The organism is Streptomyces siamensis (assembly GCF_039543605.1).
GTDB classification, from domain to species: Bacteria; Actinomycetota; Actinomycetes; order Streptomycetales; family Streptomycetaceae; genus Streptomyces; species Streptomyces siamensis.
In genome coordinates this window covers 589,201-612,625 of sequence record NZ_BAABKB010000002.1, presented here as the reverse complement: position 1 = coordinate 612,625, position 23,425 = coordinate 589,201, and the positions used below count along the sequence as shown (strand labels likewise).

Below are 23,425 nucleotides of genomic sequence, written 5' to 3'. Positions count from 1 at the left end.
GCCTGCGACCAGCCAGAAAGTGAAATCCGGTCCCGACGGGCCCCGGGACCGGACAGCGGGCCGCTCAGTCGTCGTCCCCGAGCACGGGTTCCGGCAGGGTGCCGGCGTTGTGCTCCAGGAGCCGCCAGCCGCGGGCGCCCTCCCCGAGGACGGACCAGCAGCAGTTGGAGAGGCCGCCGAGGCTCTCCCAGTGACGGGACTCCAGGCCGAGGAGACGGCCGATGGTGGTGCGGATGGTGCCGCCGTGGCTGACCACCACGAGGGTGCCGTCCTCGGGGAGTTTGTCGGCGTGCCGCAGCACCACGGGGGCGGCGCGGTCGGCGACCTCGGTCTCCAGTTCGCCCCCGCCGCGGCGCACCGCCTCACCGCGCTTCCAGGCGGCGTACTCGTCGCCGTACCGGCCGATGATCTCCTCGTGCGTCAGCCCCTGCCAGACGCCCGCGTACGTCTCGCGCAGGCCCTCGTCGTGGGCGACGTCGAGGTCGGTGAGCTCGGACAGCTCCGCGGCCGTCGCCGCGGCGCGCTTGAGGTCCGAGGCGACGATGGCGTCCGGCTCCAGCGAGGCGAGCAGCCGGGCGGCGCGACGGGCCTGGCCGACGCCGGTCTCGGTCAGCTCGATGTCCGTCGAGCCCTGGAAGCGGCGCTCCAGGTTCCAGGAGGTCTGGCCGTGCCGCCACAGGATGATGCGGCGGCCCCGGCCGGGCTTCTTCCCGGCCTCGACGCTCACCGGAGCTCTCCCAGTTCGGCGGCGTCCTCCTCGGCCTGGAGCTTGGCGTGCTCGGCGGCCTTGCCCCGGGTCGCCTTGGCGTCGGCGGGCAGGTCGAGCTCCGGGCAGTCCTTCCAGAGCCGCTCCAGGGCGTAGAAGACACGCTCCTCGCTGTGCTGCACGTGCACCACGATGTCCACGTAGTCGAGCAGCACCCAGCGGGCCTCGCGGTCGCCCTCGCGGCGCACCGGCTTGGCGCCGAGCTCCTTGCTGAGCCGCTCCTCGATCTCGTCGACGATCGACTTGACCTGGCGGTCGTTGGGAGCGGACGCCAGCAGGAAGGCGTCGGTGATCGACAGTACGTCGCTCACGTCGTAGGCGATGATGTCGTGCGCGAGCTTGTCGGCGGCCGCCTGTGCGGCGGTGTTGATGAGCTCGATGGAGCGGTCCGTGGCGGTCACTACGCGGCTTTCCGTAGGCGGTCAGTAATGACTCAAGGGTCTCACGGACCGCCGAGGAGGCCCCACGCGTTTCCCGGGCCCCGGTCCGGGGCGCCCGGCGGGCGGCCCCCGGACCTCCCGGGGCGGGCCGTCGGCCGCCCCGGGAGAAGCCGGTCAGCCCGTGGGGCTGCTCAGCTTGTAGTCCTGGCCGAGGACCACGGACACGTCCGCGTTGGACGTCACCGTGCCCTTCTTCACGGAGCCGGCGGGCAGCCCCAGTGTCTTGGCGACCTCGGTGGCGTCGGCCTTCTTGGCCGCGTCGGAGTAGGTGATCCGCGACACGGTCTGCACGGCACCCGTTCCCGAGTCGAGGAAGGTGTAGCCGCCGTTGACCAGGACGACGCGGGCCTGCTCGGTGGCGCCCTTGGTACCCGTGGCGTTCTTGATCCCGACCCGGACGGCCGCGTCGGCGTCGGGGCTCTTGGCGGTGCCGCCGAGCACGTCCTTGATCACGCTGTTGCTGGCGCTCTCGCTGAGCGTGCCGTCCTGCTGCACGGGCAGCAGCGCGGTCTTGTAGTCGCCGCCCTTGGCGAGGTCGGCGAGCTTCGCGAGGAAGGCGCCGAGGTCCGCGTCGGTCAGCGGCGGATCGAGGATCTGGGCGAGCGTCTGCACGGTGGTGGTCGCGGCCTGCTTGTCCGAGGACAGTTTGCGCAGCACGCCCTGCATGACCGCTCCGAACCGCTCCAGCTGCGCGTTCTGGGCCTCGCCGGAGGCCCGGTAGGTGGCGTAGGCGACGGCCATCCTGCCGCTGAGGGTCTGGTCCTCGCCCTTCTTGACGAGGGGCGCCTGCCCCTTCTTCTTCGCGTCGGGGTCGGGCACGTCGGTGTTGGTGGTGATGTCGATGTTGCCGACGAGTTCGACGAGGTTGTTCAGGTACGGGGTGTCGAGGCGCCAGGTGCCCTGGATGTCGGTCCCGAGCACCGTGTCGATCGCGTCCCGGGTGCCGGAGGTTCCGTCGTCGTCGACGGACTTGGCCAGCGTGGTCGTCGAGCCGTTGTCGTCCGTCATGGCGAGCGAATTGGGCAGCAGGACGGTGGTGCCCTGCTTGGTGGTGGTGTTGTCGACGAGCAGGGCCGTGGAGGTGCCGCCGCCCTTCGTGTTGTGCAGGTGGACGACGATCACGTCGCGGTTCTGGGCGCCCACGGCGGTCGTCGCACCCGGCTTGCCGTCCGAGGAGGTGCCGGGCAGCTTGCCCGCGTACCAGAGGTAGCCGACGCCGCCGACCGCGACGAGGGCGAGCACCACGACCAGGGCGACGACGCGGCTGCGGGCGCGGCGCTTGGCCTCCTCGCGGCGCTCGGTGCGGTTCTCGGTGAACGCCAGCCAGTCGATGACGTCCTCGGAGTCGTCCGCCTGCTCCTCGACGAACGCGAACTGCTCGGTGCGGTAGTCGCGGCCCGCCCGGGATTCCTCGTCCTCCGCGGGCCCCGCCTGCTGCGGGATGTAGGCGGTCTGCTCGGCCACGCGCGGCTGCTGCCCGGTGCCCGGGCCCGCGGCCTGCCCGTAGGGGTCGTACGGGCCCGGAGCGCCCGCGGCGGGGCCACCGGTGCCGTAAGGGTCGTACGGGGGCGCGGACGGCTGTCGGGCCGCGTCGTAGGGCGGCACGGCCTGCTGCTGCCCGGTGTCGTACGACGCCGGCTGCTGTCCGTCGGTGCCGTAGGGAGAGCCGGGCTGCGGGCGGCCCGAGGCGTACGGGTCGTAGCCGTAGCCCTGGGGCTGGGAGCCGTAGGGGTCGTAGCCCTGCTGCTGGGGCTGCTGCGACACCTGTCGGTACACAGGCTGCCCGAACTCGTCGTAGCCGACGAGCTCGTACTGGTCGCCGCCCGCGTATCCGTCGTATCGGTCGTTCACCGGTGCCCCTCTCGGCTCACTCGCCGCGGTACAACTCGCGCTTGTCGATGTAGCGCACCACACCGTCCGGCACCAGGTACCAGACGGGGTCGCCCTTGGCGACTCTCGCACGGCAGTCTGTGGACGAGATGGCGAGCGCGGGAACCTCGACGAGCGAGACACCGCCCTCGGGCAGCCCCGGGTCGGTCAGGGTGTGACCGGGCCGGGTGACCCCGATGAAGTGCGCGAGGGAGAACAGTTCTTCCGTGTACCGCCAGGTGAGGATCTGGCCCAGGGCGTCGGCGCCGGTGATGAAGAAGAGGTCCGTGTCGGGGTTGAGCGCGCGCAGGTCGCGCAGGGTGTCCGTGGTGTAGGTCGGGCCGCCGCGGTCGATGTCGATGCGGCTCACCGAGAACTGAGGGTTCTCGGCGGTCGCGATGACCGTCATCAGGTAGCGGTCCTCGGCCGGAGTGACCTGGCGGTCGGTCTTCTGCCACGGCTGCCCCGTCGGCACGAAGACCACCTCGTCGAGGTGGAACTGCGCGGCGACCTCACTGGCCGCCACGAGGTGCCCGTGGTGGATCGGGTCGAACGTTCCCCCCATGACGCCGAGGCGGCGCTTGCCCGGATTCGAGGGACCGTTTCCGGGACCGGTCGTCACACGGCCGACGATGCCGGCCGTGCCGCCCTTGGCGGAACCGCCGGTGCCGCTCTCCGTGTCACTCGCCGGACCGGTAGGCATGTCCTGCTCTCCCATGCGTGCAGACCCTACCGGCCCGGCCGACGGGCTCCGGCCGACAGGGGCCCTGAGCGGGCCCTGTGGGGCTCAGCGGTCGCGGTTGAAGCGTGTGGTGATCCACAGCAGAAGAAGGAGGATGAAGAGGGCGCCGCCGCCGGTCAGGTACGGGCTGAGGCTCTCGTGGTTGCCGCCGTTCTCACCCTCGGCAGCGACGGTGACCAACTGTGCAGCGGTGCTGTGGAAGCTCATCTCGGCAGGACCTATCCGGTGTGGGCGGGATAAAGACGTCGGCTCATCGTATGCGGGGGTCCCGGCCACGATCACGCCGACTCCGCCGTTGGGGACGCCGGTTGCCGCGCGGCGCCGGAAAACCGGGCGCCACGGGCGGTCAGTCGTCCCGCTTGTACCCGCGCAGCAGGAACCATGCGGTCAGGGCCACGCCGACGACCATGACGACCAGCACGACGCGGAGCAGATTGCCCGGCCCCTGCTTGTCTGCCGCGTTCGCGGCCTCGGTGAGCCAGGCGGCTGCGGGGATGTGCTCCATGGCGTACGACTCCTTCTCTGTACTGCCCGTCAACGGTATCTCCGCCTAGGCTGGGCTCTGCCTTGGGGGCACATAGGGCACACAGACGCACATGGGGGAAGACATGTCCGACGACGGCCACGAGCAGAACGGGCACGAGAGCGTGCCGAGCAGGCAGCGCAGGCGCTTCGAGGGGATCTCCTCGCGGGCGTACGAACACCCGGCGGACCGCTCGGCCCTGGTGGCCCTGCGCAAGCTCAGCGGCTTCGACACGGTCTTCAAGGCGCTCAGCGGCCTGCTGCCCGAGCGCAGCCTGCGGCTGCTGTTCCTGTCCGACTCGGTGCGCGTCTCCGACGCCCAGTTCGCGCACCTCAACGCCATGCTGCGGGACGCCTGCTACATCCTGGACCTGGAGAAGGTCCCCCCGATGTACGTCACCCAGGACCCGCAGCCGAACGCGATGTGCATCGGCCTGGACGAGCCGATCATCGTGGTGACGACGGGGCTCGTCGAGCTGCTGGACGAGGAGGAGATGCGCGCCGTCGTCGGGCACGAGGTCGGCCATGCGCTGTCCGGTCACTCCGTGTACCGCACGATCCTGCTGTTCCTCACCACCCTCGCCCTCCGGGTCGCCTGGATCCCGCTGGGCAACCTCGCGATCATGGCGATCGTCACGGCGCTGCGCGAGTGGTTCCGCAAGTCGGAGCTGTCCGCGGACCGCGCCGGGCTGCTGGTCGGCCAGGACCTGCGTGCCTCGATGCGCGGCCTGATGAAGATCGCGGGCGGCAACCATCTGCACGAGATGAACGTGGACGCGTTCCTCGCGCAGGCCGAGGAGTACGAGGCCGGGGGCGACCTGCGGGACTCCGTCCTGAAGATCCTCAACGTGATGCCCCGCACCCACCCCTTCACCACGGTGCGTGCGGCGGAGCTGAAGAAGTGGGCGGAGTCCCGCGACTACCAGCGGATCATGGACGGTCACTACCCGCGGCGCAGCGAGGACAAGGACACCTCGGTGTCGGACTCCTTCCGCCAGTCGGCGGCGAGCTACGCCAGCGACGTGAAGAACTCCAAGGACCCGCTGATGAAGCTGGTCAGCGACATCGCGGGCGGTGCGGGAGACCTCGGGGGCCGGGTGCGGCGCGGCTTCGGCGGCTTCACGGGCGGCGCGACCAAGGACGCTCCGCCGCGGAACTCCGACGGCGGGTCCGGCGACGACCACCCGGGCGACGGGCGTCCCGACGGCGACAGCTGACCGGGGCGGAGGCTCCCACCCACCGGGCGCGGGCCGGGGAGCGGGCGAGCGGTCACACCTTCGGCTGGGCGCTCTTCGCCAGAGAGCCGCACAGGGCCGTGGCGCTCCCGGTGGCGTACGGGTCGGTGCCCGCCGGGCCGCCCGCCTTGGCCGTCTGTCCCGCGAGCAGCGGATGCAGCCGGTTGACCGAGTCCTCGGAGCAGGCGAGCGGGCCGGCCTGGACGTAGGAGACGGCCAGCTCGGCCTGGTGCATGCGCAGGTCGTCACGGTCGAAGCGGAAGTGCAGCTCGCGCCGGACGGTGAACAGCGAGGCCCGCGTCTTCGCGTCCGACCCGGTCGGCTTCAGCGCGTACACGAAGGTGTGGTCGGCGATGACCTCCAGGGTGTTCGCGTCGAATTCGGCGGCCTGGAGGGTGCCCTGTACGCGGATCTTGTTGTCGGCGAGCTGGGCACCGGCGGGGTCGAAGCGGACCAGCCAGCCGGTGGGGGCGTGCCGCCCGTCGGCCATCGGCCGTTCGAAACTCTGGTCGAACTGATCGAGCTGCTGCGGATCGAGCAGGATGCGCACGGGCCGGGTGGCGCCGCCGGTGAGCACGTCGGGGTCGAGGGCGGACTCGACGAGATAGTCCTTCGCGGTGGTCAGGGCGGTGACGACCTGACTGTCGGAGAAGTGCGCGGTGCGCCGGGAAGCCGGCAGGGTGATGCCCTCGGCGCCGATGCGGAACTGCGCGGCGGGGCTGTGGGCGTACAGCTCGTCGGTGCTGGTGGAGCCGGGGACGGCGGCCTGTGGGGACAGGGGTATGACCGTCATCCGCAGCGGCTCGGGGGGCTGGGCGGTGGGGGTCTGGTACGGGTGGCGTACGCCCATGTAGATCGCCGTGCCGAAGGCTATGGCGATCAGCAGGACGAGGATCAGCGCCTGCCGGGACAGGCCGCGCTGGAGGGTCGGGCGGCGGCGTACGGCCGGTGTGTGATCGGCCATGCGCTCCTGGGCGGAGAACTCCTGGAGGCGGGCAGCGCGGACGAACGACTCGTCGAAGACGACGGATCGGTACTCGTCCTCTCCACCTGCGGGAGCTCCCTCGGGTGTCCCCTCAGGTGGTTCTCCAGGCCCGCCCATACATTCAGAGTAGGTCTCCCGGAGCTCAGGTAAACGCCGTGGTACACGACAAGTTCTGACAGGTTCTCACCAGGACCGTCAGGCCGTTCGAGGGACCGTCACCGGGCCGTCCGAGGGGCCGAATGCCTTGCCCTCCCGGGCCCGAAGGCCTTGTCCTCCCGGCCCGCGGGCCGACGCCGCGGCGGGCGCGGTGTCAGGGCCTTCTGGGGTCCGCCGAGACCGCCGGCTGGGAGTAGTCGGCCGAGGCGGAGGGTCCGGTACCGGTCACGCTCTCCTGGCCCTGCTCCAGGCCCGTGGAAGCGGGCGGCGGGACCTGTTCCTGCCGGCCGGAGGAAGCTCCCCGGTAGACCGCCGTGAAGGCCAGGGCGACCATGCCGATGCCCATCACGAGCGCGAGGATCCAGGCCACGGGGCGGTGCCAGCGGGTCTGCTTGCCGTAGGGCCTGCCATAGGTCCCCGGTGCGCCGTAGTGGCCGTCCAGGACCTCGGTGTCGTCCAGATCGTCCAGATCGGGATCATGGCCGAAATCGCCGCGGCCGAAGCCGTCCTCGTACCGGTCGTCGTCGCCCCGGGCGCCCCGGGAGTGCGTGCGGCGCGCCTCCGCCTCGGAGGCCTCGGCGCGGGCCTCTGCGGCTGCGAGAAGTCTTTCCACGGCGGTCGGCTCGTGGATCACCGCCGCCCGTACGAAGTCCTCGTCGAAGACCACGGTGGCGAACTCTTCGTCCGCACCCCCGCGGTCGCGGTCGTCGTCGGGCTCCCAGCCGTCAGGGAACGGCGTGCCCCCCACGTCCTCCGGCACGGATCCAGAGTAGACCTGGGGGGTCAATTTGGGCAGACGGTATGGAAATTCATCCACCTGACGAGACGGTTCCGCCGGGGCGGGTGTCAGCGCCGGACGTGCCCGTCCCCGGTGACGATGTACTTGGTGCTCGTGAGTTCCGGAAGCCCCATGGGCCCCCGGGCGTGCAGCTTCTGGGTGGAGATGCCGATCTCGGCGCCGAAGCCGAACTGACCGCCGTCGGTGAAGCGCGTCGAGGCGTTCACGGCGACGGTGGTCGAATCGACCAATTGGGTGAATCGGCGGGCGGCCGGCTGCGAGGTGGTGACGATGGCCTCGGTGTGACCGGAGGTCCACAGCCGAATGTGCTCCACGGCCCTGTCGAGCGAGTCGACGACGGCGGCCGCGATGTCGTAGGAGAGGTACTCCGCCTCCCAGTCCTCGGGGGTGGCCTCGACGACGGTGGCCTTGGAGTCCTTGGCGTAGGCGAGGACCCGCTCGTCGCCGTGCACGGTGACCCCGGCGGCCGCGAGGGCGTCCAGGGCGCGCGGCAGGAACCGGGGGGCGATGTCCTGGTGGACGAGGAGTGTCTCGGCGGCGTTGCAGACGCTGGGCCGCTGCGCCTTGGAGTTGATCAGGATGTCGATCGCCATGTCGAGGTCGGCGTGGGCGTCGACGTAGACGTGGCAGTTGCCGGTGCCGGTCTCGATGACCGGGACGGTGGACTCCTGGACGACCGTGCGGATCAGGGAGGCGCCGCCGCGCGGGATGAGGACGTCGACGAGGCCTCGGGCGCGCATCAGCTCGCGTACGGACTCGCGGTTCTCGCCGGGCACCAGCTGGACGGCGTCGGCGGGCAGGCCCGCGCCGCCCACGGCGTCGCGCAGGACCCGCACGAGGGCGGTGTTCGACTCGTACGCGGAGGAGGAGCCGCGCAGCAGGACCGCGTTGCCGGACTTCAGACAGAGGGCGGCCGCGTCGACCGTCACGTTCGGGCGGGCCTCGTAGATGATCCCGACGACGCCGAGCGGGACGCGGACCTGGCGCAGGTCGATGCCGTTCGGCAGGGTCGAGCCGCGGACGACCTCGCCGACCGGGTCGGGCAGGGACACCACGTCGCGGACGTCCGAGGCGATCGCGCGGACCCGCTCGGGCGTGAGGGTGAGCCGGTCGATGACGGTCTCGCTCGTCCCCGCCTCGCGGGCGCGGGCGATGTCCTTCGCGTTGGCCTCGACGATCTCGCTCGTACGGACCTCCAGCGCGTCCGCGATCGCGAGCAGGGCGTCGTCCTTTTCGGCCCGCGGGAGGGGCGCCAGGTCGGCGGCTGCGGCCTTCGCGCGGTAGGCGGCCTGGGTGACCGGAGACATGGAGTCGTACGGCGAGAGCGTGGTCATGGAGGAAGGGTAGTGCGCCGGGGGGACGGATCCACTCGTCATCCCACACCGCGAGACGGGCTCAAAAGGGGTGAACTCCGACAGGCGTGGCGGGCAGCGGCCCGTACCCCTCCGCGATCCGCTGGTGGTACGTCTCGCGGTCGATGACCTCCAGGCCGACGATCTCCCAGGGCGGGAGCTTGGCGGTCTGCCGGTGCTCGCCCCACAGGCGCAGGGCGACGGCCGCGGCGTCGTGCAGGTCGCGGGCCTCCTCCCAGTAGCGGATCTCCGCGTGGTCGTTGGCGTAGCGGCTGGTCAGCAGGAAGGGGTGGTCGTGGGCGAGCTGTTCGAGGCCGCGCCGGACCTCCTTGAGCGGGGCCTCCTCGCCCGACACGCTCAGCGTGACGTGCCACAGCCGCGGCAGGTCGGCGGGTGCCTCGCCCTCGTAGGTGTCACCGGCGGCGACGCTCGTCAGGGCGCGCTCCTCGCCCGCGGCTCGGGACGGGTGACCTCCCGCCCGCGTGGAGCCGAGGGCGGGAGAGGCACCACCGCGGGACGCCGCCGCCCCAGGGCGCACTCGTCTCACGACGGCCTCCTTCACGCGATGTTCGTACTGAATCCCGGACTCTCCCTGCCACAAAGTTGAGCAGGTGGGGAGCCCTCGCGTGGCACTTTTACGGAGTTTCACCTCGCTGCCGCCGGCGTCCGCGAAACGTTCACAACATTTTTGGACCGGAGGTTCGGGCTCGTGGCCCCGCTGCCGCCCGCCGCCCGGCGGGGCTACGGGTTCAGGAGGACGAGGTCGTCACGGTGGATGACCTCCCGCTCGTACTCCGGGCCCAGCTCGCGCGCCAGCTCCCGGGTCGAACGGCCGATGAGCCGGGGGATCTCCTTGGCGTCGAAGTTCACCAGGCCCCGTGCGACCGCCCGGCCCGTACCGTCGCGCAGTTCGACCGGGTCGCCCGCGGTGAACTCGCCCTCGACGGCCGCGATGCCCGCCGGCAGCAGGGACTTGCGCCGTTCGACCACGGCGCGCACGGCCCCGTCGTCCAGCACGAGGGCGCCCTGCGGGGTGGAGGCGTGCTGGAGCCACAGCAACCGGTCGGCGGACCGCTTGCCGGTGGGGTGGAAGTACGTGCCGGTGTCCCCGCCCGCCAGGGCGTCGGCGGCGTGGACGGCGCTGGTCAGCACCACCGGGATGCCGGCGGCGGCGGCGATCCGGGCGGCCTCGACCTTGGTGACCATGCCGCCGGTGCCGACGCCGGCCTTGCCCGCACTGCCGATCTCGACGTGCGCGAGGTCGTCGGGGCCGTGCACCTGCGCTATCCGCGAGGTGCCCGGCTTGCTCGGGTCGCCGTCGTACACGCCGTCGACGTCGGAGAGGAGGACGAGCAGATCGGCCCGGACGAGGTGGGCGACGAGGGCGGCGAGACGGTCGTTGTCGCCGAAGCGGATCTCGTCCGTGGCGACGGTGTCGTTCTCGTTGACGACCGGGAGGGCACCCATCGCGAGGAGCTTGTCGAGGGTGCGGGAGGCGTTGCGGTGGTGAGCGCGGCGGCTGGTGTCGTCGGAGGTGAGGAGCACCTGCCCGACGCGGATGCCGTAGCGGGCGAAGGAGGCGGTGTAGCGGGCGACGAGGAGTCCCTGGCCGACGCTGGCGGCGGCCTGCTGCCGGGCGAGGTCCTTGGGGCGGCGACGCAGTCCCAGCGGCGCGAGTCCGGCGGCGATGGCGCCGGAGGACACGAGGACAATCTCCCTCTCGCCCCCGCTGCGGCCTTTGGCGAGGACGTCGACGAGGGCGTCGACACGGTCCGCGTCGAGCCCGCCGGAGGCCGTGGTCAGCGAGGAGGAGCCCACTTTGACGACGACCCGGTGGGCCTGCGCCACAGCGCTCCGGTGGGCGGGCGCGACAGCGCTCCCGTGGGCGTGCGCCCCAGCACTTCCGTCGGCGTGCGTCTCGCTCTGCCTTGCGCCTGCCACGTGCCGTGTGTCCCCTCGCGTAGGTCCGTTGCCCCGCCCGGCAATCTACGCGAACGGGAAGACGCGGCGCCCGCCGGTCCAGCTGCCGGACGGCGCCCCGTAGTCGGACGCTCACAGGTCGCGTATGCAAAAAAGGTTGTACGGGTTGCACATAGTAAATAAAGACGACGCAAAGTTAAGTTGCATGTTGTGGCCAACGATCACCCTGTGAAGCGCATACTCCTGAGATCCGGGAAGAGTCCGTACGACGTGATCCCCCTGGAGGAGGCCCTCCACCAGGATGTGATCGCCACCAACTCGGGCAATCTGATCTTCAGCGACGCCGCGCACAAGATCCTCGAAACACCGCGGACCGAGGTCGTGTCCAACGGCATCCGCACCGACGTGAGCGCCGCGGGCCGGATCAACGAGGAGTTCGACGCGTTCGTCGTGCCCCTGGCCAACGCGTTCCGGCCCTCGTTCGAACCGCAGCTCAGGCGACTGACGCGGCTCATAAGGAAGTTGAAGATCCCGGTGGTCGTGCCGGGCATCGGCGCGCAGACCGGTCTCGGCTACAACCCGGCCCGGCTCAAGCCCATGGAACCGTCCGTCCGCGACTTCGTCTCCGCGGTCCTGGACCACAGCGCCTCGATCGGGGTGCGCGGCGAGTTCACCGAGCGCTATCTGAAGGACATGGGGTTCAAGGACGTCGAGGTCATCGGCTGCCCTTCGCTGTTCATACACGGCAAGGACCTCGACGTGCGCAAGCGTGCGGAGTCACTCGGCCCGGAGTCCCGGATCGCGGTGAACGGCTCGCACAGCGCGGTGAAGTCGCAGGGACTCGGGCGTGTCATCGACGGCGCCCACGCGCGCTATCCGCATCTGCGCTTCATCGGCCAGAACCTCAGCGACGCACGGCAGTTGCACTGGCGCGACCTGTCGGACCCGAACGCGGCCGTCACCGCGATGCCCACGCACCCCGACCACCCGATGTACCGCGAGGACAAGGTCCGCGTGTACATCGACCCGGTCACCTGGATCGACGACCTGCGGGACTTCGACTTCTCCTTCGGCTCCCGCATCCACGGCAACATCGCGGCGCTGCTCGCGGGTACGCCCGCGACGGTGCTGTGCGGCGACTCGCGCACCCTGGAGCTGTGCCGCTACTTCGGCATCCCGCACCGGCGGATCACCAAGCTGCCGGAGGATCTCGACCCGGCCGAGCTGTACGCGGAGGCCGACTTCAGCTCCCTGACGGGCGGCCACCAGGAGCGTTTCGAGCGCTTCATCGGCTTCCTGGACCGCAACGGCCTGGAGAACACCTTCACGCACGGCGACGCGGGCGCGGCCTACGAGGAGCGCATCCGCTCCCTCCGCTTCCCGCCCGGGATCCGCCCCTGGAACGAGGCGGATATCGCCTCGCTCAGCGCGCGTTTCGGCTGGCTCCAGACGCGTATCACCGAACTGTCCACGGACAACGACCAGTTGCGGCGTGAACTGGCACGGGCCGGCAAGGTGTCGAGGGTCCTCGCGGGACCGGGCGGTACCGGAGAGCGCTCGGTCTACCGGCGGGCCCGGCGAGCGGTGGGGCGGCCCCTGCGCAAGGCGCTTCAGTCCGGCCGGCAGTAGCCCGGCGGGCGGGCCCGCGCACGGTGGGGCGGCGGGGAGGTGTCCTTCGGGGCGCCTACGCCGTCGCGCGGCGCGGGCCCAGCACACGGCGGGCCAGCCTGCGCAGCCGCGGCAGACGCCGTTTGCGCGGCCTGAAGCCCTCGATGGCGGCCGCCTCGCGGTTGGTGGGGGCGTAGCAGCTGTCGGGGATGCCCGCGGCCGGGTCGCGGAAGTGGGGATAGGCGAGGTAGGCCTTGCGGCCCCGGTCCTCGAGGACCGCCTCGGGTTCCTTCTTGGCCTTGATGAACTCCAGTACGTCGACGAGGAGATCGGCTCGCCGCTGGGCGACCAGGTGGAGTCGCAGCCGCTCGTGGACCTTGAGGCGGCCCGCGACGCCGGGGTGCCAGTACGCGGCCAGCAGCGGCTCGGCCAGATCGAGCTTGTGGCGCCGGACCTTCTCGCTCTGCTTGAGGTAGCCGGGGCCGAACTGCGGGATCAGGGTCACGAGTAAGGGCCGGATCATCAGGGCGTCGCGGCGCGGCCCCGGGGGCACCAGGTCGGCGATGAGACCCATCAGGGCGCGCGCCGAGTCGAAGCGCAGGGTGTAACCGCCGCTCTTGGTGGCGTGTTTGCCGTCGTCGCGGCCCACCAGGTAGTAGCACTCGTAGTCGGCGATCACGGAGACTCCGTCGGCGCGGAGGTAGGCCTCCATCGTGAACAGCGCGTCCTCGCCGGTCTTCAGCGATTCGTCGAAGTGCATGCCGTGCCGGGTGAGCAGGTCGCGGCGGAAGAGCTTCTGCGCGCTGAGCGTGAACTTGATGTTCGAGGAGAAGACGTCGGTGCGGGTCAGGTTCTTGGCCCACATCGACTTCGGGGCGTTCCTGTTGACCCCGACGACCTTGCCGAGGACCACGTCCGTGCCGTGTTCGTCGGCCATGGCGACCATGCGCTCCAGGGCCTCGGGGCCGAGGTGGTCGTCGGCGTCGAGGAAGAAGACATACCGTCCGCGGGCCTTGCCGAGGCCGACGTTGCGCGGGCCGCTGGGTCCGCCCGAGTTCGGCTGGCCGATGACCGTGACGGCCATGGGCGCGCGTTCGGCGAACTTCTCCAGGTACTCCCCCGTGCCGTCCGTGGACCCGTCGTCGACGGCGATCACTTCGATCCGTGCGGGGTCGAGTGTCTGGTGTTCCACCGACTCCAGGCACTTGACCAGGTACGGCATCGCTTCGTACGCCCCGATGACGACGGTCACATCAGGCTGCGTCACGTATCCCCCTCGTTACGGGAAGTGTCATGGAACATTTCCCTCTTATCACCTCAATCGCTACCTAGAAGACGACTGAAAGTACGTACCGGTTGCCCAGGGACGCTCACTTAGTGATCCAGCTCACAGGAAAAGGAGGGGTGCCCGGCGTGAGGTGCTCCACGCGTCAGGCTGACAGGAGGACGTAAGAGGAGCGGGAAGAAGCGTAAGAAAAGGGCATGACCCCGAGGAGTGCTCCTCGGGGTCATGCCCTGGTGAAGACCGGTGGCGTCAGCCCGTGATCGCCGCGCCGTCCGTGTCGCCGGTCACCCGCTGGCCCGGCAGGACGTTCGCCAGACCACCGTCCGCGACCAGCTCGCTGTCGCTCGACAGATCGGCGCCGACGGGCGCGCCGCCCTCCTGACCCAGGTTGCGCGTCTCGGCCTTGCGCGCCAGGTCCCGCACCGCCGCGTTGAACTGGTCTATCGACGCCGGCTCGTCGGGGCCGAGCAGGTACTGCTTCAGCTCCCGGCGGTCGGCGGCCTGCGCGTCGGCGTCCGAGTCGGCGACCGCGATCAGCAGGTCGCCCAGTTCGGCGGCCGAGTTGGACAGGATGACGGCGGCGCGCACCGCGGTGTTCTGCCGCTTGAACTCCTCGACACCGAGCTCCGCGGAGTCGGTGACCGCGTACGGCTTCCCGCTCGCGATGAAGTCGGAGACGACGCTGGAGATGTCGGAGACCATCGCGTCGGACACGTTGAAGCAGTCGTACAGACGCGGCTCGGCGCCCGTGATGACCCGGTGCTCGAAGCTGCCGAAGGAACGCCAGTACGCCTCGTTCCACGCACCGCGCAGCCGGGCGACCTCCTCGTGCCTCTCGACGTCGGCCACGCCGTCACGGGTGGCCTCGGCCTCGTCGCCCTTGTCGGCGGCGGCACCGGACAGCTCGGCCAGCCGGGCCTCTATGCGGGCCAGCTCGGCCTTGGCCTGCGTCTGGCCGGCGGCGTCGGCCGTGAAGCGCGAGTCGGCGGCACGCTCGGCGCCGGCCTTCTCGACCAGGGCGGTGATGCGCCGGTGGGCGGCGCCCGCCTCGGCGCTGACCGTGCCGGTGAAGGGGTGCGGCTTGTACAGGACGCGGACCGGCGGGTCGGCCTTCACCAGCTTGTTCACGATGTTCTCGCCGGCGAGGACGATCGAGGTGTTGCCGGGGTTGCCGTCCCAGCCCTCCCAGGTGGGGGCGTAGAGCACGGTGGGGATACGGCCCTCGGGCACGCCCTGCCACGACTGGATCGGTGCCAGCTGCGGGCGGCCCACCTCGACGATGTCGTCGTCGCGGACGCCGACGTCGGCGATGGCGTAGCGGTCGCGGCCCGCACGTCCGGCGGTCCACACCTCGTCGTACGCCTTGCTGAACGGGTTGACGCTGGCGAGCTTGTCGCTGTCGCCGTGGCCGATGAAGACGTGCTTCATGGTCGGCACGCGCAGCATGTGGATGTTCTTGCCGACGTTCGCCGCGTAGAGCGCGACGCGCACCGTGGACAGGTCCATGTTCATCAGGTGCACACCGCCGGGCACGCACACGACCGGGACGGTGGTCGGGGCCATGCGGTCCAGAATGGCGCGCTCACGGAGGATGATCAGCGGACGGGTGTCCAGCTGCTCCATCGTCTCCAGCCACATGTTGACCTGGTACGCCGAATCCTTGGAGCCCGAGAAGTAGAGCACCGTCTCCGGGCGGTACTCGCTCAGCCAGTCGTCGACCGCCGCGAGGACCTTCTCGGCGTTCGGCGGGATCTTCCGGCCGCGGACGTACGGCACCAGCGCGGCGACGTACCCGAAGCCGAGCGCCACGGTGAGGCCGATGCCCACGAACCCGTAGACGTTGTTGTCGGTCGCCGCGGTCACCAGGACGCCGACGACGGCCGCCAGGTCGAGGTGGAGCATCTTCTCGGCCGACCGGGACAGCAGTCGGCGCGGGGGCGCGTCCGGGATGCGGATGCGCGAGGCCAGGTCGACATTGCGGGTGGCGACGGGCATCTTGCGGCGCAGCCGGATCAGCGTGATCAGCGCGCCGTGCGGGGCCTGGAAGCCGTAGAAGGCCAGGAAGCAGGCGATCGCCGCGTAGAAGACCAGGCTGTCGGACAGCTCCAACCGCGCCAGCAGCAGCACCAGGAGCAGCTGGCGGATCAGGAATCTGATGGACAGACCGGCCCGCACCTTGCTGAGGCGGTTGATCAGATAGCTGCCGCGCCGGTGCAGATAGTGGTCCGCCAGGTACGTCACGGCGGCCGCGGCCGCGAAGGCTGCGACGCTCGGCAGGAGCGCGGCCAGCATCAGGCAGGGGAAGCCCAGCATCATGAGGGCCGCCGCGGCCAGCTCGGCCGCGCTGCCCACCCGGGCAACGCGAATAGCGGTGGAAATCACGAAGAAACCTGCTCTTGAGAGAGTGCCGGTTTGGTACGAAATTGGAGCTTCACTCCGGAAAGCCGGAAAAATGCGGGAAACGGCATTCCGCGGCGATCCGGAACCTTACGGATTCAGGCCTCTGCGAATGCGCCGCAAACACGCAGCCACAGAGGCCTGAATTCCATAAAAAGCTGTGCGGTAATTATGCCACGCCGTCCTGGCGGTCCAGAACGCTGGCCAGCGCCGCCTCGAATCCGGAGGCCTTGCCCGCGCCCGCCGTCGGGTCCTGCTGGCGGACGTCGATGACGTGACCGGTGAGCTCGGAGAGCAGGACGTCGAGCGAGGTGTGCGCCACGGCCTCGGAGGACAGCAGCGAGCCCGCGGGCTCCTGGCCGAACGCCTTGGTGCGCATGGGGGTCGCGGTGCGCTCGGGGTTGATGCAGTTGACGCGGATGCCGTCGCCGGCCCACTCGTCGGACAGCGCCTGGGTGAGGTTCACCATGGCGGCCTTGGTCGAGGAGTAGAGGCTGTACTCGGCGCGGCCGCGGGTGTAGCTGCTGGAGGTGTAGAGCAGCAACTGGCCCTTGGTCTCGGCGAGGTACTTGTAGGAGGAGCGCGCGATCTGCACCGGGGCCAGGTAGTTGACCTTCAGCGCTTCCTCGATCGTGGCGTTGTCCGTCTCGGCGAGCTTGCCGATGCGCAGCACGCCCGCGGTGTTGATGACGTAGTCGATGCGCCCGGTCTCCGCGTACGCCGTGGACAGCGCGTCGTCGACCTCCTCGGGGTTCTCGACGTGCGTGCCGGTGGTCGAGCGGCCGAGCGCGTACGTCTTCGCGCCATAGCCCTCGGCGAGTTCGGCGATGTCCTTGCCGATGCCGTACGAACCGCCGAAGACCACCACGGTCTTGCCGGTGAGCAACTCGCGGTAGGCGGCCTCGTCGGCCTGCTCGGGCGCTGCGGTGGAGGCCAACTGGAAGAGCTTGTCGGCGATGAAGACGTCGACGGGCTGCGTGACCTTCATGTTGTACTCGTCACCCGCGACGACGTGGATCGGCACGTCCGGCAGGTACTTGAGCACCACGGAGCAGTCGTCGGTGGCCTGGAAGTTGGGGTCCCCGGCCGCGACCTCGTAGGCGCGGCGGATGGTGGACAGCTTGAACGCCTGGGGCGTCTGGCCGCGGCGCAGCCGGGAGCGGTCCGGGATCTCGGTGATGAACTCGCCGTCCTCGCCGTGGGTGCGGGTCACGATGATCGTGTCCGCGGACGGGATGGCGACGTCGACGGCCTGGTAGCGCTCGAGAGCCGTGACGCAGTCGTCTATGACGCGCTCGGACAGCAGCGGGCGCACGGCGTCGTGGAACAGCACGTTGCGGTCCTCGCCCTCGGCGAGGCCCTCACCCAGGGCGCTGATGGCGCGCTCGGTGGTCTCGTTCCGCGTCGAACCGCCCTCGATCACCTTGGCGACCTTCTTCAGCCCGGCCTTGGCGACGATCTTCTCGACGTCCGGCACGTAACCCGGGGCCATCAGCACGATGATGTCGTCGATGGAGTCGGCCTTCTCGAAGGTCGTCAGCGTGTGCTCGATGACGGCCTTGCCGGCGATCTTCAGCAGCTGCTTCGGAATCGACAGACCCACGCGCTGACCGGTGCCACCAGCCAGGATCACTGCGGTGGTACGGGGCTTGGCAAAGTGCTCAGACACAGGTGACCTACCTTGGGGCGACAGGGAACCCGGGAATGGTCCCACTTTCGGTTACTGCCATGCAAGGTGAGCGCCCTCTACTGCATATGTGCGCGCAACCGGTTATTCACCTTGTGCGCAGGAGACTTCCGAGAAACGGGACCGGATTGTCCCGTTTTGCTGTGAGTAACTGCACACGATTTCCGTGCGTCCTTCACGTCACGGACCGCACTCCGGTCCCGGGCGCCGCACCCCTTTCGACTTCAGGTGTCACGGCTCGTATTCGCCGCGACCACCGTCCGTCTCCGGTACCGCGGTTCCGACCCGCGGTACTTGTGGCACCGCGATTATCGGCCACCGCGGCACCCGACCTCACGCTCGCTTGAGACGCCTGAGTACCCGGTGGCCGAGAACCCTCACCAGTTCCTTCGAAGAAGTCTGGTGCACCGTGCGCGCAGGTGCGGCCGACGCCGAGGCGGCGGCCACGGCAAGGGCCCCGTACAGCGCCCGGGCCGCCACCTCCGGGTCCATACGGGCGGCCACCGGTGCGGTGCGCGGGGCCCCGGGCGCCGGTACGGCGGACAGCAGAGCCGGGTCCCCCAGGACCCGTACGTCCAGCGCCGCGATCCGTCCTGCCATCTCCGCGCCGATGTCCGCGGCGGCCCGCACGGCCCATTCCGGAGTGCTGATCCGGGCGTCGTCCGATGCCGGCCGGCAGGTGTTCTTCATATGCATCACGGCGCCGTTGCGCACGAGCCTGGAATAGATCTCGTCGGGCAGTCCATTGCCACGGAATTCCGTGTTGAGCATCCGCAGCATTTCGGTCTCGGCGAGCGTGAGGGAGCGGTTGGCCGTGTCCGGAATCTCCGCCAGAAGTCCGTCCGGCAGACCGAGGAGGGATTCGAAGGTGCGCATCAGTCCGTCGCGGTCCCGGTCGTCGACCACGACGACGGTGACATTCCCGGCTCCGACCACCCGCGCCCAGCGCTCGACGAGCCGGTCGTGGCGGTGGCGGCGCCAGAAGCTCGGGTTGGGCTTCTCGTACGGGGCCCTGCGCAGCATGTGGTCGAGCCAGTCCTCGTAGCCCATGCGCAGCCCGTTCTGCACGTACTGCTGCCACTGCGACGGCATGATCCTGGCCAGCGGACGCAGGGTCACCAGGACGTGCACCCGGTCACCCCCCAGGTCACCGACGATCCGCGCGACGGTCTCGTCGTCGGGGGCGTCCGCGAAGAACTCGCTGCTGACGACCGAGGTGCGCCTCCCGGTGGCGTGCACCGCGTCCACGAGCCGCTGCCAGTGGCCCTCGGTGGGCCGGACGTCACCCATCATGCCGGGCCGGGCGCACACCGCGAGGGCCGCCTCCATGGGGTGCCTGCTGTGCGCCGGGAAGTCGACACCGTGCCGGGCCATCGCCTCCCCGGCGGCGAACAGGGCGCCCTGGATGGATGTGGTCCCGGTCTTGTGCGGGCCTATGTGCAGCAGCCGGGTGCCGGTGGGCAGCGGGGCGGGCGGGGCGCTCCCGGCGGCCGTCGCGGGGTGGGTCGAACAGTCGGTCTCCATGGTGAGTGGACGGTAAGGAGCCTTCCTGAGGGCAGGCTGAGAATGCCCTGGGACTCGGGTGAGTCCCAGGGCACCGGGTCCGCGGACCGGTCACACGAGCCGTACGCCCGGCTCCCCGTCCTCGACGCGCAGCCGGGCCAGCGTGCTGGAGGCGGCCTCCGGGCTGAGCACCGTCTCCGGGACGCGCACCTGGGCGTCGATGCCGTCGCGGCGGATGTCGAAGAGGTGGTAGCCGCGGTGGGCGTCGATGAACTTCCAGTGCGGGTTGTCCGCCGTGCGCGGGTCCCACTCCTTGTGGAAGGCAGCCTGGTCCTGGTCGCCGCCGCTGGAGATGGAGGTCCCGACGAACTCGGCGCCCACGACGTCGGAGTCCGGGTCGGCGAAGTCCTCCTTGAGGTCGCTGACCATCGTCAGGTGCCGGTCACCGGTGAGCACCACAGGGTTGCGGATGCTCGTGAACTCCCCCATGAGGGCGTTGCGTTCGGCCTGGTAGCCGTCCCAGGCGTCGTAGTACCAGAGCTTGCCCTCACCGACCTGGAGGTCGGTCTCGGCCATCATGATCTGCGAGGCGATCAGGTTCCAGCGGGTCGGCGAGTGGTGCAGGCCGTCGAGCAGCCACTCCTTCTGCTCGGCCCCGAGCATGGTGAGCGAGGGGTCCTCGGCGCCTTCCTGGCTGGTCGCCTGGTCGCTGCGGAACTGCCGGGTGTCCAGGACGTTGAGGCGGGCGAGACGCCCGAAGTCGAGCCGCCGGTACATCTGGATGTGCGGACCGTTCGGGATCGCCGCCGCCCGGACCGGCATGTGCTCGTAGTACGCCTGGTAGGCGGCGGTCAGCCGGGCGACGAACCCGTCGGGCGACTGCTTGTCGGGGTCCTGCGGGATCTGGCCGGCGTAGTCGTTGTCGACCTCGTGGTCGTCGAAGGTGACGACCCAGGGAGCGCCCGCGTGCATCGCCGCGAGGTGCGGATCACTGCGGTACTGGGCGTAGCGGTTGCGGTACTGGACGAGCGTGTACGGCTCGTCGCTGCCCTCGTGCCTGCGCACGGCCGTCGCCGACGGCTTGGACTCGTAGATGTAGTCGCCGACGAAGAGCACGACGTCGGGGTCCTGGGCGAGCATGTCGGCGTACGGCGTGAAGTAGCCGTTCTGCCAGTTCTGGCAGGAGGCCAGCGCGACGCGCAGGGAGCCGCCCCTGCTGTGCGGGTGGGGCGCGGTGCGGGTGCGGCCTACGGGCGAGAGCCGTCCGGAGGCGCGGAAGCGGTACCAGTACACACGGCCCGGGCGCAGTCCGCGGACATCGACGTGAACGCTGTGCCCGTACTCGGGCCCGGCCTGGGCGACGCCCCGGCGCACGCTCTTCCTGAACCGGTCGTCCTCGGCGATCTCCCACTCCACCGGCACGACGGTGTCGGGCATGCCGCCGCCGTTCAGCGGGTCGGGGGCGAGCCGGGTCCACAGCACGATGCCGTCGGGCAGCGGGTCGCCGGAGGCCACGCCGAGGCTGAACACGCCTTCGGGAAGAGGTGTTTCGGCTGCCCGCGCGGTGGTCGGCAGCCACAGCTGGGCGGACGCCGCGGCGCCGAGCACGGCGGCACCGGCGGTCAGAAAGCGGCGGCGGTCGGGCGACACTGCTCCGGTCATCGGCGAACTCCCTTGCCTCGCTGGGCTCTTGTGGCACTCGGAAGCTCCCACGGGAGGACGGTCCGCCCGCTGAACAGAGGCCTTCGCGTGCATGACAAATGGGCAGACAACGCAAGACCCGTTGCGGCACAGGAACAGCACGAAGAACGCGATCTTGCCACAACGGGTCGGACGGAACGTCAGCGGACATTCCCCATGGGTGTGTTCAGGTGGCCAAAAACGCGCGGACGGGGCCGGTCACCTCCCCCGTCCCGCGCGCCCGGGCCGACGCGCGGGACCTGCGACGAACGTGGTTCAGTCGTTCAGGGACTGGCCGAAACGCGAACCCGTCGCGGGCAGTCCGAGCGTGGCGCCGCCGAAGGAGGACGCGCCGCTCGCGGTGATGCCGGTCGCCGTGGCGGACAGGATCCAGACGGAGCCGTTGCCGGCGTTCTCGTCCGCGTCCCCGATGATCAGGCCGTCCTTCTTGTCGCCGTTGGCGTCGAGCAGGGCGGTCTCGGTGCCGAAGCGGTCCTGCTTCTCCGCGGTCCCGGGCACTCCGGCGGTGTCCTGCGTGAACACCTTCGCCCCGGTGCCGGTGAGCCCCTTGGCGCTGCCGCGCAGCACGAGCACGCTGCCCGCGTCCGTGAGGCTGCCGAGGTCCTCGTTCGGGAGGCCGGTGGCCACATCGAGGTAGCCGTCGCCGTCGGTGTCGCCGATCGACAGTCCGGTGCCCATGCCGTCGCCGTGCTCACCCGCACCGGGCACGCCCGCGGTGTCCTGGTTGATCCACACCGGCTTGCGGGTGGTGGACAGGCCGCCCGGGCCGCCGTAGACGACGCCCAGCGCGCCGCCCTTGGTGGGGAGTTCCACGTCGCTGTCGTAGTTGTCGAAGGAGTGGCCGACGACGATGTCGCCGTAGCCGTCCTTGTTCAGGTCACCGATCGCCAGGTCCTCGCCGCCGATGAGGCGTCCCGTGGTGTCCTTGAGCAGGCCCTTGTTGGTGAAGCCGTCCGCGCCGCCGGTCAGCAGGGCGACGCCGCGTGAATCGGATTCCTCGGTCGAATGGGTGCTCACGGCGATGTCGGCGATGCCGTCGCCGTTCACGTCTGCGGACGTGACGATGTCGGCGATCTCGAACTCACCGGGCGTGATGTCGAAGTACGTGGTCCTGGTACCCAGCCGGTCCCGGGTGAACGGGCCGTGCCGCACGGCGCCGTCCGCGGTGACCGACTCGGCGCCGTGCTGCCCCTGCGGATCGGTCGACGTGGCGTCGACGCCCAGCCGCACGAGATCGGGGTGCTTGTCGCCGTCGACGTCCGCCACGGTGAAGCCGCGCATGTGCATCGCGTCCGGCATGCCGGTCAGCATCGTCGGCTCGGTCGAAAGCCCCTTGGGGCCGCCCCAGTTGACGACGACGACCTTGCCGGAGTATCCGTCGAAGTGCTTCATCGCCACGGACGACAGCAGGTCTGCGTAACCGTCCTCGTCGAGATCGGCGCTCTGGAGCTGCGTCCCGTAAGCGGTCAGCGTATTGACCGAGTTCCAGCGGGCCGGCCAGGTCAGCACCTGCTTGCGCGACGTCGACAGCCCGCCGGCCGCCCCGTACACCACGCTGATCGCGCCGGCCTTGGCGTGGCCGTCGGCTGTCGTGCCGGGCGCGCCGACCGCCAGGTCCGGATAGCCGTCGCCGTTGTAGTCGTCGTGCAGGCGCTTGGCGCTGGGGGTCGCCGAAGACGCCGGTGTGGTGGCCGCGTTGACGGTGGGCACCACGAGGGCACCGGCCGCGACCGCGACGGCCGCGCCGAGGACGACGCGTCTGCGACGGGAGAGGAAGGAACGGCGGTGCGTGTGCGGGGACATGAGCGTTCCTGACGTAGAGGGGGTCGGGGTGACCGGATCCGCCGTGGCGTTGCCGTCGGCTCCGGCAAGTCCCTTGGAAGGAGGGGAAGTCCGGGTCTCAGCGGGCGAACTCGCCCCGGGCGAGGGCGAACGACGGGGCCGGGCCGAGCGTGCCGGAGCCGTCGAAGGAGACGGCCCGCGCGGCCACGGCCCTGGAGGCTGCGGAGGCTGCGGAGGCTGCGGAGGCTGCGGAGGCTGCGGAGGCTGCGGAGGCTGCGGAGGCTGCGGAGCGGAACGCCCACGTCGGACGGGCGTCCCCGTCCTCGCGGGGCGCGCCGACGGCGAGGCGCACACGGCCGTCGCCGCTCGCCTCCCCGGGCGTGAGGCTCTCCCCCGCCTCGGCACGAAGGCCCTGCCCGTGCCTCGGTGTGATGAGCGGGCAGAGGCCCTCCGGCCCTTCACTCTCGGTGGGCGTGGTCCCGGCGACGCCGGTGGCGGGACCTGCGTGGGCCACACACAGGACGGTGGTGCTCGCGGGGGACGCGGCCGTCGCGACGACGGCCGCTCGGCGCATCCCCGGTCTGGGCAGGGAGGGCTCGGACACGTGGACTCCGGGCATCTGGAAGGCAGTTGGACGCAAGGAGGTCCACAGCCTCAAGATCCCCATGCGTGCCCA

The 23,425-nt window shown here is 70.4% G+C and carries 20 protein-coding genes; 2 read left to right on the top strand and 18 right to left on the bottom strand.

Annotated elements, in window-relative coordinates:
* Positions 1-64: 64 nt before the first annotated feature.
* The 6 genes from ABEB03_RS05390 to ABEB03_RS05365 form a co-directional block, all read right to left on the bottom strand.
* Complete coding sequence (locus ABEB03_RS05390; protein ID WP_345641941.1) at positions 65-727, bottom strand: histidine phosphatase family protein; 663 nt, start codon at positions 725-727, stop codon at positions 65-67.
* Positions 724-1,167 carry a ribosome silencing factor gene (rsfS, locus tag ABEB03_RS05385; RefSeq protein WP_028802570.1) on the bottom strand — a complete coding sequence of 148 codons (444 nt, stop codon included), beginning with the start codon at positions 1,165-1,167 and terminating at the stop codon, positions 724-726. The genes ABEB03_RS05390 and rsfS overlap by 4 nt, the downstream gene beginning before the upstream one ends.
* 153 nt (positions 1,168-1,320) lie before the next feature.
* Entirely contained in the window at positions 1,321-3,057 is a 1,737-nt protein-coding gene (locus ABEB03_RS05380; protein WP_345641936.1) for an LCP family protein, read from the bottom strand.
* Positions 3,058-3,073: 16 nt separating this feature from the next.
* Positions 3,074-3,793, bottom strand: coding sequence for a nicotinate-nucleotide adenylyltransferase (gene nadD, locus ABEB03_RS05375; protein ID WP_345641933.1), 720 nt, complete (start codon positions 3,791-3,793; stop codon positions 3,074-3,076).
* Between the two features lie 69 nt (positions 3,794-3,862).
* Positions 3,863-4,024, bottom strand: a complete 162-nt coding sequence (locus tag ABEB03_RS05370) for a hypothetical protein (protein WP_095934250.1) — start codon at positions 4,022-4,024, stop codon at positions 3,863-3,865.
* Positions 4,025-4,163: 139 nt separating this feature from the next.
* Positions 4,164-4,355, bottom strand: coding sequence for a hypothetical protein (locus ABEB03_RS05365; RefSeq protein WP_143658426.1), 192 nt, complete (start codon positions 4,353-4,355; stop codon positions 4,164-4,166).
* Between the two features lie 70 nt (positions 4,356-4,425).
* Here ABEB03_RS05365 and ABEB03_RS05360 point away from each other — a divergent pair, with 70 nt between their 5' ends.
* Positions 4,426-5,556 carry a M48 family metallopeptidase gene (locus ABEB03_RS05360; protein WP_345644086.1) on the top strand — a complete coding sequence of 377 codons (1,131 nt, stop codon included), beginning with the start codon at positions 4,426-4,428 and terminating at the stop codon, positions 5,554-5,556.
* A 52-nt stretch (positions 5,557-5,608) separates the two neighbouring features.
* Here the strand turns inward: ABEB03_RS05360 and ABEB03_RS05355 are convergent, their stop codons facing one another.
* From ABEB03_RS05355 to proB, 5 genes are all read right to left on the bottom strand, one after another.
* On the bottom strand, positions 5,609-6,676 hold the full coding sequence (locus ABEB03_RS05355) for an SCO2583 family membrane protein (RefSeq protein WP_345641928.1): 1,068 nt from the start codon (positions 6,674-6,676) through the stop codon (positions 5,609-5,611).
* A 193-nt stretch (positions 6,677-6,869) separates the two neighbouring features.
* The gene (locus ABEB03_RS05350) at positions 6,870-7,475 is read right to left on the bottom strand and encodes an SCO2584 family spore wall biosynthesis protein (protein ID WP_459115348.1); all 606 of its coding nucleotides are present in this window, start codon (positions 7,473-7,475) and stop codon (positions 6,870-6,872) included.
* Between the two features lie 86 nt (positions 7,476-7,561).
* Entirely contained in the window at positions 7,562-8,848 is a 1,287-nt protein-coding gene (locus ABEB03_RS05345) for a glutamate-5-semialdehyde dehydrogenase (RefSeq protein ID WP_345641922.1), read from the bottom strand.
* 61 nt (positions 8,849-8,909) lie between these two features.
* Positions 8,910-9,404: a hypothetical protein gene (locus tag ABEB03_RS05340; protein ID WP_345644083.1), complete on the bottom strand. Its 495-nt coding sequence runs from the start codon at positions 9,402-9,404 to the stop codon at positions 8,910-8,912.
* A 203-nt stretch (positions 9,405-9,607) separates the two neighbouring features.
* The gene (gene proB, locus ABEB03_RS05335) at positions 9,608-10,714 is read right to left on the bottom strand and encodes a glutamate 5-kinase (protein WP_095934257.1); all 1,107 of its coding nucleotides are present in this window, start codon (positions 10,712-10,714) and stop codon (positions 9,608-9,610) included.
* Positions 10,715-11,014: 300 nt separating this feature from the next.
* On the opposite strand from proB, the gene ABEB03_RS05330 reads away from it, so the two are divergent.
* Positions 11,015-12,415, top strand: coding sequence for a polysaccharide pyruvyl transferase family protein (locus tag ABEB03_RS05330; protein WP_345641919.1), 1,401 nt, complete (start codon positions 11,015-11,017; stop codon positions 12,413-12,415).
* A 55-nt stretch (positions 12,416-12,470) separates the two neighbouring features.
* On the opposite strand, the gene ABEB03_RS05325 is transcribed toward ABEB03_RS05330, so the two are convergent.
* The 7 genes from ABEB03_RS05325 to ABEB03_RS05295 form a co-directional block, all read right to left on the bottom strand.
* Positions 12,471-13,661: a glycosyltransferase family 2 protein gene (locus ABEB03_RS05325; RefSeq protein WP_425589183.1), complete on the bottom strand. Its 1,191-nt coding sequence runs from the start codon at positions 13,659-13,661 to the stop codon at positions 12,471-12,473.
* A 267-nt stretch (positions 13,662-13,928) separates the two neighbouring features.
* Complete coding sequence (locus ABEB03_RS05320; RefSeq protein ID WP_345641916.1) at positions 13,929-16,061, bottom strand: hypothetical protein; 2,133 nt, start codon at positions 16,059-16,061, stop codon at positions 13,929-13,931.
* Between the two features lie 184 nt (positions 16,062-16,245).
* Positions 16,246-17,745 (bottom strand): bifunctional cytidylyltransferase/SDR family oxidoreductase, encoded by a 1,500-nt coding sequence (locus ABEB03_RS05315; protein WP_095934260.1) that lies wholly within the window; start codon positions 17,743-17,745, stop codon positions 16,246-16,248.
* A gap of 351 nt (positions 17,746-18,096) precedes the next feature.
* Positions 18,097-19,287 carry a hypothetical protein gene (locus ABEB03_RS05310; protein ID WP_345641913.1) on the bottom strand — a complete coding sequence of 397 codons (1,191 nt, stop codon included), beginning with the start codon at positions 19,285-19,287 and terminating at the stop codon, positions 18,097-18,099.
* Positions 19,288-19,377: 90 nt separating this feature from the next.
* A complete protein-coding gene (locus ABEB03_RS05305; protein WP_345641910.1) occupies positions 19,378-20,928 on the bottom strand; it encodes an alkaline phosphatase D family protein in 1,551 nt (516 codons plus the stop codon).
* A gap of 294 nt (positions 20,929-21,222) precedes the next feature.
* Complete coding sequence (locus tag ABEB03_RS05300) at positions 21,223-22,770, bottom strand: FG-GAP-like repeat-containing protein (RefSeq protein WP_345641907.1); 1,548 nt, start codon at positions 22,768-22,770, stop codon at positions 21,223-21,225.
* Positions 22,771-22,867: 97 nt separating this feature from the next.
* Positions 22,868-23,353, bottom strand: a complete 486-nt coding sequence (locus ABEB03_RS05295) for a hypothetical protein (protein ID WP_345641905.1) — start codon at positions 23,351-23,353, stop codon at positions 22,868-22,870.
* Between the last annotated feature and the right edge of the window lie 72 nt (positions 23,354-23,425).